Source organism: Type-C symbiont of Plautia stali (assembly GCF_059730935.1).
Map to the genome: position 1 here is coordinate 2,850,842 of NZ_AP035923.1, position 12,810 is coordinate 2,863,651.

Consider the following 12,810-nt stretch of genomic DNA (forward strand, 5'->3'; position numbering starts at 1 on the left):
CAAGTGTATCTGACCGCAGCCAGACGGATTTCCTCAATGTAAAGCAAATTTCGGATAACACCCTAATTTTCTGTCTCCAGCACCACCCATTTGTGACAAAGACTACACTTTGTTCTGTTGATGATGAAAAGGAGCGCGTCGCAGTATGCCACAAAACACGCAAGGATCTTCATTTAAAGTCCTGACGATCAATACCCATAAGGGGTTCACCAGCTTTAACCGTCGCTTTATCCTGCCGGAACTGCGCGACGCAGTGCGCGCGACTTCGGCGGATATCGTCTTTTTACAGGAGGTGATGGGCACGCACGCCATCCACTCCGCACACATTGAAAACTGGCCGGAAAATTCGCACTACGAATACCTTGCCGACACCATGTGGCACGATTTCGCTTACGGCCGCAACGCGGTCTATCCCGAGGGCCATCATGGCAACGCGATACTGTCACGCTTTCCGATCACCGAATACCAAAACCGCGATATTTCTGTCGCCGGCAGTGAGAAACGCGGCATGTTGCATTGCCAGATTAGCCTGCCGGATCGGCCGGAACCGATTCACACGTTATGCGTGCACCTCGGCCTGAAAGAGAAGCACCGTCTGGCGCAGATGCGCATGATGTGTGAACTGATTGAGTCGCTGCCACCGGATGCGCCCCTGGTGGTGGCCGGCGATTTTAATGACTGGCAGGTACGCGCTAATCGATTCTTACAGCGCGGAGCCGGTCTGCAGGAGGTGTTTAGCATGAAAAACGGTCGCCCGGCGCGCACCTTCCCGGCGCGCTTTCCGCTGCTGCGTCTCGATCGCATCTATATCCGAAATGCGTCGGTGAGCCAGCCGTGGGCGCTGCCGGTGAAACCCTGGTCACATCTGTCCGATCATGCCCCGCTGGCCGTGGAGATCTTTCTATGAATTTCAGCTGGCGCGAAGGTAACCAGCTGCGGCTGCTGGAAAATGGCGATCAATTCTTTCCGCGCGTCTCCGGCGCGATTCAGCGCGCCCAGCGTACGCTGCTGCTGGAGACGTTTATCCTGTTTGAAGATGAGGTCGGTAAGGCGCTGCACCGCGATCTGCTGGCCGCCGCGCAGCGCGGTGTTAAGGTGGAAGTGATGGTGGATGGCTACGGCTCGCCGGATCTTTCCACCCAGTACATCAACAGCCTGACCGAAGCAGGCGTGCGCTTTATCTATTACGATCCGCGTCCGCTGGTGATGGGCATGCGCACCAACGTGTTCCGCCGTCTGCATCGCAAAATTGTGGTAATTGATGAGGAGATTGCGTTTGTCGGCGGTATCAATTTCTCCGCCGAGCACAACACCGATTACGGGCCGGAAGCCAAGCAGGATTACGCCGTGGAGGTGAAAGGACCGGTGGTGCTGGACATCGCACGCTATGTACAGCAGGCGATCGGCAGCGAACAGGTAACGCGCCGCTGGTGGGGCGCGCGCTCCCAGCGCCTGGCGGTGAACGCCCTGCCCGGTGATGCGCAGGTGCTGTTTGTCTACCGCGATAACGATGAGCACCGCGATGACATCGAACAGCACTATCTCGATATGCTGCGCAAGGCGAAGCAGGATGTGATTATCGCCAACGCCTACTTTTTCCCCGGCTATCGCCTGTTGCGGGAAATGCGCAGCGCGGCCCAGCGCGGTGTGCGCGTGCGGCTGATTGTGCAGGGTGAACCGGACATGCCGATTGTCAAAGTCGGCGCCGAGCTGCTGTACAACTATCTGGTGGATGCTGGCGTTGAAGTGTACGAATACTGCCGTCGCCCGCTGCATGGCAAAGTGGCGGTGCAGGATCAGCAGTGGTCAACGGTCGGTTCCAGCAACCTCGACCCGCTCAGCCTGTCGCTGAATCTCGAAGCCAACCTGATCATTCACGACCACGCCTTCAACCAGACGCTGCGCGATAACCTTGAGCAGCTGCTGGCTGCGGACTGCGTGCGCGTCGATGAAGACAAGCTGCCGCCGCGCACCTGGTGGCAGCTGACCAAGAGCGTCATCGTGTTCCATTTCCTGCGCCATTTCCCGGCCATCGCCGGCTGGCTGCCTGCCCATACGCCCCATTTGTCTCAGGTCGATCCGCCGGTGCAGCCGGAAATGGAAACCCAGGACCGGGTTGAAGCCGATAACGAAGGAGCGAAACCCTGATGAGCAAAAAGAACCCGCGCTGGCAGTTAGCGAAAAAAATCCTTACCTGGCTGTTCTTCATTGCGGTGATCGTGCTGCTGGTGGTTTACGCACGCAAGGTGAACTGGGAGGACGTGTATAAGGTCATCGTCGGCTATAACCGCTACGTGGTGCTGAGCGCCGCCGCGTTAGTGGTGGTGAGCTACCTCACCTACGGTCTGTACGATTTGATTGGCCGCGCCTACTGCGGGCATAAGCTGGCGAAACGTCAGGTGATGCTGGTGTCATTCATCTGTTACGCCTTTAACCTGACGCTGAGCACCTGGGTGGGCGGTGTGGCGATGCGCTATCGCCTCTATTCGCGCCTCGGCCTGCCCGGCGGCACCATCACGCGCATCTTTTCACTGAGTATTGCCACTAACTGGCTCGGCTACATTTTGCTTGGCGGCGTAGTGTTTGTCTCCGGCATGGTGCCGATTCCGCCCGGCTGGTTCATCGGCGAAGGCACGCTACGGGTGATTGGTGCGGTACTGCTGGCGATGGTGGCGGTTTATCTGTGGGCCTGTGCTTTCGCGAAGAAGCGCCGCTGGACGGTGAAGGGCCAGCATCTGCAACTGCCCTCGCTGCGCATGGCGCTATTTCAGTTTGCCGTTTCCTGCGCCAACTGGATGGTGATGGGCACCATTATCTGGCTGCTGCTGGCGCGTGAAGTGGATTATCCCATCGTGCTGGGCGTGCTGTTAATCAGCAGTATTGCCGGGGTGATTATTCATATTCCGGCCGGCATTGGCGTGCTGGAAGCGGTGTTCCTCGCGCTGCTCAGCGGCCAGCATGCTTCGCACGGTGAGATTATCGCCGCGCTGCTGGCTTATCGCGTGCTCTATTTTATTCTGCCGCTGCTGCTGGCGCTGGTGCTGTATCTGTGGCTGGAGAGCCGCGCGAAGCATTTACGGCAGAAGAATGAGCGCAAGATGGCGGCACGATAAGGCGTGCCAGGCGCAGGCTGAATAACGCGTAATACATTGCGCCGCTACGGAGAAGGTGAAACGGGCTGATAAGTACAAACCGTTCACCTGGCCGTAGCGGCGCGATTATTTTCACAGCCTTAATGGCTGGTTACTCTTAGCGACGGTTACCGAAAATCCGCAGCAGCATCAGGAACAGGTTGATGAAATCGAGATACAGCGTCAGCGCGCCCATGATGGAGAAGCGGCGCAGATTCTCTTTATCGTTAACATCAATGCCCTCACCGATGGCTTTCAGTTTCTGCGTGTCATAAGCCGTCAGGCCCACAAACACCACCACGCCGATATAGGTAATCGCCCACATCAGCGCCGGGCTTTTCAGCCAGAAGTTCACCAGCGACGCCAGCAGAATGCCGATCAGCGCCATAAACAGCAGGCTGCCGAAGCGGCTCAGGTCGCGTTTGGTGGTGTAGCCGTAAAAGCTCATGGCACCAAACATGCCCGCGGTAACAAAGAAGGTACTGGCGATCGACGAGTAGGTATAAACAAGGAAAATACTCGCCATTGTCAGCCCGGTCAGCGCGGAATAGAGCATAAACAGCCCGGTCGCCACGGCGCCGCTCATGCGCTGCACCATGCCGGAAAGCACGAATACCAGCGCCAGCTGCGCGATAATCAAGCCGAAGAAGGTGATGCGATTGGCAAACACCAGTTCCATGACGGCAGGGGTGCGCGCGGCAAACCACGACACAAACGCCGTCAGCAATAAACCGCAGGTCATCCAGCCATACACCTGCGCCATATAGGTTTGCAGCCCGGTCGACGCCTGCTGCACGATTGAACCATTACGTGGATATCGATCCATGATGCACCTCTTTAAAAGTTACTGATAACGTCAGTGTGAAGTGTACACCACCGATCGTCAACGGCGCGTCATACACTGCTGATATCGCCCGTCAACCCGCTGGGCAAACCACGCGGTGGTGAGATTACGGGTAATTTTCGGGCTCTCCAGCTTAATGCCCGGCAGCACTTCGCGCGGCAGACGTTTTCCCGCCATCTTATCGGCGAGGATAAAGGTCTGTTTCCACAGCGTGCTGTCGCTGAAGCTTTCGCTGTCGCCCTTCTCCAGATCGCGGCGAATTTCCCGCGGGCTCATGTCCAGCTGTTTCGCCAGCGTGCGCACCGCCAGTTCGGTGGCGCTCGCCTGTTCGCTGCCGTAGCGGATCAGGTCGCCGTCCAGCGCCAGTTTGATGCCGCTGGCACGCGCCACCGCAGCCTGGAACGCGGCGTTGCGGCTGGCGTACCAGCCGGCGTTGAAGTCAGCAAAGCGATACAGCGGCTGGCTGTAATCCACCGGATAACCCAGCAGGTGCAGCGTGCCGAAGTAGATACCGCCGCGTCGGCTGAACACTTCGCGCCGGATCGAGCCGTCAATCGGGTACGGATAGCCCTGCGCGTGCGCTTCGGCAAAGGCAATGCTGACCTGCATCGGCCCGCCGGTGTGGATTGGGTTGAGATTACCGAACAGCTTCTGCCCCATCGGCACCATATCGATAAAGTCATCGAAAATGGCGCTCAGCTCTTTCTCGCTGTGCACCTTATCGAGACGTGCCGCGTAGCTCTCGCCGTTAGAGGATTTGATCAGTAACGCGGTGCGCACCAGAAACGCCGGCACGTGCACGCTGGCGGCGCGGCGGTCAATCTCCGCCCAGGCGATTTTTGGCAGACCCGGCACGGTGGCATCGGCGCTGAAGTTAGATTCCTGATCGGTCACGGCGATCACCGCGCAAATGTTGCTGGCGCTGGCGTCGATGTGCTGCACGCGCAGCGCGGTATAGATGTCGTCGGCCCAGGCCGATTTTTGCGTGACGTGGGCGGGCAGCAATTGCTGAATTTGCGCTTTCACGTCAGCGGGCTGGCGGGCCGGCAGCTGCGGCTCCTTTTTGGTGCTGCATCCGGCCAGCACCAGCGCAGCCAGCAGCGCTGCGCCGCGTAATATCGTGGTGGTGTTCATCCTGCTCCCTGATAAGCCAGCAAAAACCGTACCTTACCGTTTTCGTGGTCTGGCGGCTATCAGCGCGGGCGGATTTTGCGCGCTAGTTCCAGCGTTCAGCGGCCTGATGATCGCTATCGCGGGCATCGACCCAGCGATCGCCCTGCTCAGTGGCTTCGCGCTTCCAGAACGGCGCGCGGGTTTTCAGGTAATCCATGATGAATTCACTGGCGGCAAAGGCGCTGCCGCGATGGGCGCTGCTGACGCCAACAAACACGATCTCATCACCAGGGAACAGTTCGCCTACGCGATGAATCACCGTCACCTGCTGCAGCGCCCAGCGCTGACGCGCATCCGCCACAATCTCTGCCAGCGCTTTTTCCGTCATGCCGGGATAGTGCTCCAGCGTTAGTGCTGCCACGCTGTCGCCAAGATTGTGGTTGCGGACTTTGCCGGTGAAGGTGACGACCGCGCCGTCGCTGTCATGCGCCGCCAGCAGCGCATACTCTTCGCCAACGTTAAACGGCGCGCTGCCGACGCGAATTCGGGTTGTCATGCTCAGCCTCCGGTAACCGGCGGGAAGAACGCCACTTCATCGCCGGCGCGCAGCGGATGGTTCATCGGCACCAGCGTCTGATTCACCGCCGCCAGCAGCTTGCCGGACTCCAGCGCCAGCGCCCAGCGATCGCTTTTCTGCGCCAGCGCCGCGCGCAGCGTGGCGACGTCAGCGTACTCTGCCGCCAGGTCCAGCGCGGCGGTGCCGGTCAGTTCGCGCACCTGGGCAAAAAACAGCACCTTAATCATGGCGCACCGCCTGGAAATCACCGGATTTACCGCCGCTTTTGCTCAGCAGCCGCAGCTGGTCGATGACGATATCTTTCTGCACCGCTTTGCACATGTCGTAGATGGTCAGCGCCGCGACCGACGCGGCGGTCAGCGCTTCCATTTCCACGCCGGTTTTGCCGCTCAGGCGACAGCGCGAGGTAATGCGTACGCGGCTGTGCTCCGGCTCAGCCACCAGCGTCACCTCGACTTTGCTCAGCATCAGCGGATGGCACAGCGGAATCAGTTCCCAGGTACGCTTCGCCGCCTGGATGCCGGCAATACGTGCGGTGGCGAAAACATCGCCTTTGTCATGGCTGCCGTCGAGGATCATTTGCAGCGTGGCCGGCTGCATCAGCACCAGCGCTTCCGCCTGCGCTTCTCGCACGGTGTCAGTTTTGCCGGAGACGTCCACCATGTGGGCTTCGCCGGCCGCGTTGATATGGGTTAACGAGGACATGCTTATAACTTCTTCAAATGTGAGACAAAATTACACGGACGCGTACGCGCATCCAGCTGGGCTTCAATGATCCGCTCCCATGCACTGCGGCAGGCACCGGTTGAGCCCGGCATGGCAAACAGCAGCGTCTGGTTGGCCAGACCGGCCACCGCGCGTGATTGCAGCGTCGCGCTGCCAATCTCCTCGTAGGAGATCATGCGAAACAGTTCGCCAAAGCCGTCAATTTCGCGATCCAGCAGCGGCAGCAGCGCTTCCGGCGTACTGTTTTTACTGCTAAAGCCGGTACCGCCGTTAATCAGCACCACCTGCACATCTTCACTGGCGATCCAGCGCGACAGCGTGGCGCGGATGCGATAACGGTTGTCCGGAACAATGGCGTGATCGACCACCTGATGCCCGGCTTCGGTCAGCGCCTCACGCAGATAGTCGCCGGAGCTGTCACTGCTGGCGTCGCGGCTGTCAGAGACGGTCATCACCGCCGCATTTAAGGCGACAAAATCGCCGGAAGGTTTACCCATGGCCGTAACTCCTGTGTTTAGCCACCAATGAAGGAGAGGTTCTGCGTGATGCCGGTATTGCCCTGATGCAGGAAATGCGTCTGCTTCTTCTGCCCGAGGCTGTGGGCGATGCGCGCCTGCAGCTCGGCCTGCTGATCGTCGGAGGCCAGCAGGTCGCGCAGCGGCACGCCGCCGTCGCCAAACAGGCACAGATGCAGGTTACCGATCGCCGATACGCGCAGGCGATTACAGCTGGCGCAGAAATCTTTTTCATACGGCATGATCAGGCCAACTTCACCCTGATAATCCGGATGGCGGAACACCTGGGCCGGGCCATCGCTGCGGCCGCGCGGCTGGCGCTGCCAGCCCTGCATGATCAGCTGATCGCGGATCACCTCGCCGGACACATGATGACGGCGGAACAGATCGCCGCCCTCGCCGGTTTCCATCAGCTCGATAAAGCGCAGCTGAATCGGCCGGGTGCGGATCCACGCCAGAAAGGTCTCCAGACTGTGGCTGTTGACGTCGCGCATCAGCACGCTGTTGACTTTGACGGTGCTGAAACCGGCATCAAAGGCCGCATCAATCCCCGCCATGACTTCATGAAACTTGTTCTGCCCGGTAATGGCGTGAAACTGCCGTGCGTCGAGGCTGTCGACGCTGACATTGATATGGGTGAGGCCTGCCGCACGCCAGGCGCCGACGTCGCGCGCCATGCGGTAGCCATTGGTGGTCATGGCGATCTGGCGGATTGCCGCGTTGTCGCGCACGGCGGCAATGATATCGGTGAAGTCGCGCCGCATCGAGGGTTCGCCGCCGGTCAGGCGCACTTTTTCGGTGCCCGCCGCCGCAAAGGCACGCGTCACGCGACGAATCTCATCCAGCGAGAGAAAACTTTTGTTGTGCACGCCGTTCGGCCGGTAGCCGTCGGGCAGGCAGTAGGTACAACGGAAGTTACACACATCCGTGACCGACAGGCGCAGATAATAAAAGCTGCGCGCATAGGCATCTGTAAATTGTGGCACCTGAACACCTTTCCAAAGTACGGGAGATGCAGTCATTTCTTTCTGCACCCTGGCAGCTCGCGGCTGCGGCCAGGCATCCATATCACACGACTTAGGAACGCAAGGCTTGGGAGTCTGTTGTCATTGTGGACAACACGGTTAAAGCAAATGGTAGCGCGATTTGACGCTCGCATCCATCGGCATTTATCGCTATATATATTGATACATAACGTTATTTCACCGCATTTTCGCGACAGGATACGGTAAAATGCGCGACAGATATTGATACACATCAGTTGAACGCCGTCTGCACCTCACGTGCGGCGTTTTAAGGAGCAGCATGAATCGTACCCTGGCAGATTTGGATCGCGTGGTGGCACTCGGCGGCGGCCACGGCCTTGGCCGCGTGATGTCGGCGCTGGCGCCGCTGGGCTCACGCCTGACCGGCATCGTCACCACCACCGACAACGGCGGATCCACCGGCCGCATACGCCGTTCAGAAGGCGGCATTGCCTGGGGCGACATGCGCAACTGCATTAATCAGCTGATCACCGAACCCAGCGTGGCCTCTGCCATGTTCGAGTATCGCTTTACCGGCAACGGCGAACTGGCCGGGCATAATCTGGGCAATCTGATCCTGAAAGCGCTCGATCACCTCAGCGTGCGTCCGCTGGAAGCCATCAACATTATCCGCAACCTGCTGAAGGTGGATGCGTTTCTGATTCCGATGTCAGAGCAGCCGGTGGACCTGGTCGCGCAGGATAGCGAAGGCAATATGGTGTACGGTGAAACGGCGATTGACGAAATGAAGCAGGCGCCGGAAGAGCTGATGCTGCACCCTAATGTGGTGCCGACGCGCGAAGCGCTGGACGCCGTCGCCGAGGCCGATTTGATCCTGATTGGTCCCGGTAGCTTTTACACCAGCCTGATGCCGATTCTGCTGATGGAGGAGATGGCACGCGCGCTGCGCCGGACGCCTGCCACCATGGTGTTCATCGGAAATCTCGGGCGCGAACTGAGTCCGGCGGCGGCCAGCCTGACGGTCGCCGACAAGCTGGCGATGATGGAAAAAGCCATTGGCAAACGGGTGATTGACGCTGTAGTGGTCGGCCCGTCAGCAGACACGCGCGGCGTCACTGAGCGGTTGATCGTGCGCGAACCGCTGGAAGCCGCCGATATCCGCTATCGTCACGACCGCCAGCTGCTGCGCCGCGCGCTGGAACATGCCATTCAGGCGGTTTAGCCGGCGCGCAACGCGACCGCCGGCTTCAGATTAAGAGGCGGCGATAAACAGTTCACGCAGCTCGTGCAGCTGGTCGCGCACCCGCGCGGCCTCTTCGAACTCCAGGTTCTGCGCGTGCTGCTGCATCTGCCCTTCCAGCTCGTGGATCTTCTTCTGCATGGCCTGGGGCGTGAGCGCCAGATAGCTGGCCTCAGCCTCGGCGGCCGTGCGTGAAGCCGTTTTGCCTTTGCCGCGCGTTTTCACCACGTTTTTGCCCAGCTCAAGAATATCGGTGATTTTCTTGTTCAGGCCCTGCGGCACAATGCCCCGCTCTTCGTTATAACGCTGCTGCTTCTCGCGGCGGCGCTCGGTCTCTTCCATCGCCCGCGCCATCGACGGCGTGATCTTATCTGCGTAGAGAATCGCTCTGCCGTTGACGTTACGCGCCGCGCGTCCGATGGTCTGAATCAGCGAGCGCTCGGAGCGCAGGAAGCCCTCTTTATCGGCGTCAAGAATCGCCACCAGCGACACTTCCGGCATATCCAGCCCTTCGCGCAGCAGGTTGATCCCCACCAGCACGTCAAACTCCCCGAGACGTAGATCGCGAATGATCTCCATACGCTCAACGGTATCAATGTCGGAGTGCAGATAACGCACCTTCTCGCCGTGCTCTTCAAGATACTCGGTGAGGTCTTCGGCCATGCGCTTGGTCAGCGTGGTAACCAGCACGCGCTCGTTGATTTCGACGCGCTTGCGGATCTCCGACAGCAGATCGTCGACCTGGGTCGCCACCGGACGCACCTCAAGAATCGGATCGAGCAGACCGGTAGGCCGCACCACCTGATCGATGACGTCGCCGCCCGATTTCTCCAGCTCGTAGTTACCTGGCGTGGCCGAGACGTAAATGGTCTGCGGTGCCAGCGCTTCAAACTCTTCAAAGCGCAGCGGACGGTTGTCCAGCGCTGACGGCAGGCGGAAACCGTACTCCACCAGCGTCTCTTTACGCGCGCGGTCACCGCGATACATGCCGCCAATCTGCGGAATAGTCACGTGGGATTCATCGACCACCAGCAGGCCATCCGCCGGCAGGTAATCAAACAGCGTCGGCGGCGGCTCTCCCGGTCCGCGTCCGGAGAGATAGCGCGAATAGTTTTCAATGCCCGAGCAGTAGCCGAGTTCGTTCATCATTTCGAGGTCAAACTGGGTGCGCTGGGTGATGCGCTGCTCTTCCAGCAGTTTGTTGTTCTCCAGCAGCACTTTGCGCCGCACCGCCAGCTCATCCTTGATCTCTTCCATCGCCTGCAGAATACGCTCGCGCGGCGTGACGTAGTGCGTTTTCGGGTAGATGGTGAAACGCGGAATCACCGAGATCACCTGGCCGGTCAGCGGGTCGAAAAGCGACAGGCGCTCAACCTCTTCATCAAACAGTTCAACGCGCAGACCAATGTCATCGGATTCCGCCGGGAAGATATCGATCACTTCGCCGCGCACGCGGAAGGTGCCGCGCTGGAAAACCTGGTCGTTGCGGGTGTACTGCAGTTCGGCGAGGCGGCGCAGAATGCTGCGCTGGTCGATGATCATGCCGCGCGTCAGATGCAGCATCATTTTCAGGTAGAGATCGGGATCGCCCAGGCCGTAGATGGCAGAAACCGACGCCACCACAATCACGTCGCGGCGCTCCAGCATCGCTTTAGTGGCAGAGAGACGCATCTGCTCGATGTGCTCGTTTACCGCCGCATCTTTCTCGATGAAGGTATCCGAACTGGGCACGTAGGCTTCCGGCTGATAGTAGTCGTAGTAGGAGACGAAGAACTCGACCGCATTATCCGGGAAGAACTCTTTCATCTCACCATACAGCTGTGCCGCCAGCGTTTTATTCGGTGCCATTACCATGGTCGGCCGGTTGAGATCGGCAATGACGTTGGCGATGGTAAAAGTTTTTCCTGAACCGGTAACCCCCAGCAGCGTCTGGTGCGCCAGTCCATCCTCCAGCCCTTCTTCAAGACGACGAATCGCCTCAGGCTGATCGCCTGAAGGTTTGAAAGCGGAGTTGAGTTTAAAGGCTTTACTCATGGTATTACGGTTCCTGCTGAAGAAGTCGGCGGGCAGGCTGGTAATTCTACTCTGCTATGGCGATTTTGCCAGAAAAAAATACTGGATATAATTACAGATATACTGCACGATGATGGGGAGATGTCGCGATTCGCTTCAGCGTAATTTATGCGGTAATCCGGAAGCGTTTGTTGCGCAAGGTTATCCCCAGACGAGCAACGCTTTTAACAATTGTCAATAGAGCGTCATTAAATTGCAGTCTGATGACAAGCCAGACAATTCTCAGGCTTGCTTTTAAATAACCTGCTGATTTAAAAGAGATTGACTCAAAAGCCCAGTTTCGCAGCATTATGTATGCAACCCGCGTATTTCCTCGCTTGCGCCCGGTTTTCAGTCGCTAATGCACAAGGTTATCCACAGGAATAGTGGATAACTGAATCCAGCCCCACGTCCATCGGCTGTGTATAATTTTCCCCTCGCTTATCCTGCTGTGCGAAAAAATTTTTTTTGCGATTATTTTTCCATCATCCCGTGCGGCTTTAACTATTCTTTTGGCGTACCCCATCGTGCCGTAACGGGAAAAAGCCCAGCGTTAAGGCCACTTATTTCTTCAGTCCCTGCCTTATGACAGTACAGATGCACCAGAAACGTTAAGCAGTCAGCACCGTCAAAGTGCAGGCGAGTTATTACTGCGGGCAATTGTTAAGCTTTGCTCATCAATTATGGCGAGTTTCGCTGCCTTTTACCCCGGTTGAGGCTGCTTTGGCGGATCTGGCCTGGGAATTGCAGTGAATTAACGGTGGAGTGACGAGTCCATGCCGGCAGGATGAACAAGCGCCGCCGGCGACAGCAGTGTCCCAATAGCCATTGTGCATGACTGTATGCCAGACGACACAGAGCGGGAGCATTCAGGCGAATAATCTGGAAGGAGAATGTCAGATGCTGAGTTTACGTTCGGTGAATCAATTTTACGGTCAGAACCATATTTTATGGGATGTGGATCTCGATCTGCCGCCAGGCACCTGCACCGGCGTGCTGGGCAGCCCGGGGATGGGCAAAACCACGCTGGTGAACTGTATTATGGGTCGCCTGCCCATTAATAGTGGATCGATGACCTGGCAGGAAGACGGCGCGCCGCCGGAAAACCTGCTGCTGCAGCCTGCTGAGCAACGCGCGCGCATGGGCATCGGCTACGTGCCACAGGGACGCCACATCTTTTCCCAGATGAGCGTGGAAGATAACCTGCTGATTGCGCTGATGGCGGCACAGGACGATCGCAGCCGCGCCATTCCCGAGATGGTGTTCGATCTGTTTCCGGCGCTCTACTCGCTGCGTCATCAGCGCAGTGGCGAACTGCCGATGGATCAGCAGCAGCAGCTGGCCCTGGCGCGCGCGCTGGTGCTGCAGCCGAAACTATTGATCCTCGATGAACCCACCGAAGGCATGTCGCCGTGGCTGGAGGAGGAGATGGGGAATCTGATTCGCCGCCTGAACCGCGACTATGGCCTGACGATTCTGCTGCTGGAACAGCATGTGTCGTTCATTCGCCGCGTGGCAGACTATTTTCTGCTGCTGCATCGTGGCCGCAACGTGGCGCAGGGCAGCGTGGCGCAGCTGGATGATGTAACGGTGAGTAAGTGGTTAACGGCCACCTAGCGTTGGTAG

The 12,810-nt window shown here is 58.5% G+C and carries 13 protein-coding genes and 1 riboswitch; of the genes, 5 read left to right on the forward strand and 8 right to left on the reverse strand.

Going from position 1 to position 12,810, the window contains the following annotated elements; translation table 11 throughout:
* Positions 1-145: 145 nt before the first annotated feature.
* Genes AC6I7J_RS13425 through AC6I7J_RS13435 form a run of 3 tightly spaced genes read left to right on the forward strand, consistent with a single transcriptional unit; the run spans position 146 to position 3,113 of the window.
* A complete protein-coding gene (locus AC6I7J_RS13425; protein ID WP_021508486.1) occupies positions 146-907 on the forward strand; it encodes an endonuclease/exonuclease/phosphatase family protein in 762 nt (253 codons plus the stop codon).
* Positions 904-2,148: a cardiolipin synthase ClsB gene (gene clsB, locus AC6I7J_RS13430; protein ID WP_058757843.1), complete on the forward strand. Its 1,245-nt coding sequence runs from the start codon at positions 904-906 to the stop codon at positions 2,146-2,148. Before AC6I7J_RS13425 ends, clsB begins: the two co-directional genes overlap by 4 nt.
* On the forward strand, positions 2,148-3,113 hold the full coding sequence (locus AC6I7J_RS13435; protein ID WP_058757844.1) for a lysylphosphatidylglycerol synthase domain-containing protein: 966 nt from the start codon (positions 2,148-2,150) through the stop codon (positions 3,111-3,113). The genes clsB and AC6I7J_RS13435 overlap by 1 nt, the downstream gene beginning before the upstream one ends.
* 136 nt (positions 3,114-3,249) lie before the next feature.
* Here AC6I7J_RS13435 and AC6I7J_RS13440 read toward each other — a convergent pair whose 3' ends face one another.
* The 7 genes from AC6I7J_RS13440 to moaA all read right to left on the reverse strand — a co-directional run bounded on the left by AC6I7J_RS13440 (position 3,250) and on the right by moaA (position 7,892).
* Positions 3,250-3,957, reverse strand: a complete 708-nt coding sequence (locus AC6I7J_RS13440) for a Bax inhibitor-1/YccA family protein (protein WP_021508489.1) — start codon at positions 3,955-3,957, stop codon at positions 3,250-3,252.
* Between the two features lie 57 nt (positions 3,958-4,014).
* Positions 4,015-5,109: a DUF1615 domain-containing protein gene (locus AC6I7J_RS13445; RefSeq protein WP_104187090.1), complete on the reverse strand. Its 1,095-nt coding sequence runs from the start codon at positions 5,107-5,109 to the stop codon at positions 4,015-4,017.
* A gap of 82 nt (positions 5,110-5,191) precedes the next feature.
* Positions 5,192-5,644, reverse strand: a complete 453-nt coding sequence (gene moaE, locus AC6I7J_RS13450) for a molybdopterin synthase catalytic subunit MoaE (RefSeq protein ID WP_125308381.1) — start codon at positions 5,642-5,644, stop codon at positions 5,192-5,194.
* Positions 5,645-5,646: 2 nt separating this feature from the next.
* A complete protein-coding gene (moaD, locus tag AC6I7J_RS13455; protein WP_021508492.1) occupies positions 5,647-5,892 on the reverse strand; it encodes a molybdopterin synthase sulfur carrier subunit in 246 nt (81 codons plus the stop codon).
* On the reverse strand, positions 5,885-6,370 hold the full coding sequence (gene moaC / locus AC6I7J_RS13460; protein WP_058757847.1) for a cyclic pyranopterin monophosphate synthase MoaC: 486 nt from the start codon (positions 6,368-6,370) through the stop codon (positions 5,885-5,887). The genes moaD and moaC overlap by 8 nt, the downstream gene beginning before the upstream one ends.
* A gap of 2 nt (positions 6,371-6,372) precedes the next feature.
* Entirely contained in the window at positions 6,373-6,888 is a 516-nt protein-coding gene (gene moaB, locus AC6I7J_RS13465; RefSeq protein ID WP_125308379.1) for a molybdenum cofactor biosynthesis protein B, read from the reverse strand.
* 17 nt (positions 6,889-6,905) lie between these two features.
* Positions 6,906-7,892 (reverse strand): GTP 3',8-cyclase MoaA, encoded by a 987-nt coding sequence (moaA, locus tag AC6I7J_RS13470; protein WP_021508495.1) that lies wholly within the window; start codon positions 7,890-7,892, stop codon positions 6,906-6,908.
* A riboswitch (molybdenum cofactor riboswitch) is annotated at positions 7,881-8,017 on the reverse strand. (Overlaps the previous gene by 12 nt.)
* 194 nt (positions 8,018-8,211) lie before the next feature.
* Between moaA and AC6I7J_RS13475 the strand changes: the two genes are divergently transcribed.
* On the forward strand, positions 8,212-9,114 hold the full coding sequence (locus tag AC6I7J_RS13475; protein WP_021508496.1) for a gluconeogenesis factor YvcK family protein: 903 nt from the start codon (positions 8,212-8,214) through the stop codon (positions 9,112-9,114).
* A 30-nt stretch (positions 9,115-9,144) separates the two neighbouring features.
* Here the strand turns inward: AC6I7J_RS13475 and uvrB are convergent, their stop codons facing one another.
* Positions 9,145-11,166 carry an excinuclease ABC subunit UvrB gene (gene uvrB / locus AC6I7J_RS13480; RefSeq protein WP_021508497.1) on the reverse strand — a complete coding sequence of 674 codons (2,022 nt, stop codon included), beginning with the start codon at positions 11,164-11,166 and terminating at the stop codon, positions 9,145-9,147.
* 918 nt (positions 11,167-12,084) lie between these two features.
* Between uvrB and AC6I7J_RS13485 the strand changes: the two genes are divergently transcribed.
* Entirely contained in the window at positions 12,085-12,801 is a 717-nt protein-coding gene (locus tag AC6I7J_RS13485) for an ABC transporter ATP-binding protein (RefSeq protein ID WP_021508499.1), read from the forward strand.
* Positions 12,802-12,810: the final 9 nt, after the last annotated feature.

Coding starts and splice junctions, on each gene's coding strand:
- AC6I7J_RS13425 (WP_021508486.1), top strand. CDS start 146: ATGCCACAAAACACGCAAGGATCTTCATTTAAAGTCCTGACGATCAAT.
- clsB (WP_058757843.1), top strand. CDS start 904: ATGAATTTCAGCTGGCGCGAAGGTAACCAGCTGCGGCTGCTGGAAAAT.
- AC6I7J_RS13435 (WP_058757844.1), top strand. CDS start 2,148: ATGAGCAAAAAGAACCCGCGCTGGCAGTTAGCGAAAAAAATCCTTACC.
- AC6I7J_RS13440 (WP_021508489.1), bottom strand. CDS start 3,957: ATGGATCGATATCCACGTAATGGTTCAATCGTGCAGCAGGCGTCGACC.
- AC6I7J_RS13445 (WP_104187090.1), bottom strand. CDS start 5,109: ATGAACACCACCACGATATTACGCGGCGCAGCGCTGCTGGCTGCGCTG.
- moaE (WP_125308381.1), bottom strand. CDS start 5,644: ATGACAACCCGAATTCGCGTCGGCAGCGCGCCGTTTAACGTTGGCGAA.
- moaD (WP_021508492.1), bottom strand. CDS start 5,892: ATGATTAAGGTGCTGTTTTTTGCCCAGGTGCGCGAACTGACCGGCACC.
- moaC (WP_058757847.1), bottom strand. CDS start 6,370: ATGTCCTCGTTAACCCATATCAACGCGGCCGGCGAAGCCCACATGGTG.
- moaB (WP_125308379.1), bottom strand. CDS start 6,888: ATGGGTAAACCTTCCGGCGATTTTGTCGCCTTAAATGCGGCGGTGATG.
- AC6I7J_RS13475 (WP_021508496.1), top strand. CDS start 8,212: ATGAATCGTACCCTGGCAGATTTGGATCGCGTGGTGGCACTCGGCGGC.
- uvrB (WP_021508497.1), bottom strand. CDS start 11,166: ATGAGTAAAGCCTTTAAACTCAACTCCGCTTTCAAACCTTCAGGCGAT.
- AC6I7J_RS13485 (WP_021508499.1), top strand. CDS start 12,085: ATGCTGAGTTTACGTTCGGTGAATCAATTTTACGGTCAGAACCATATT.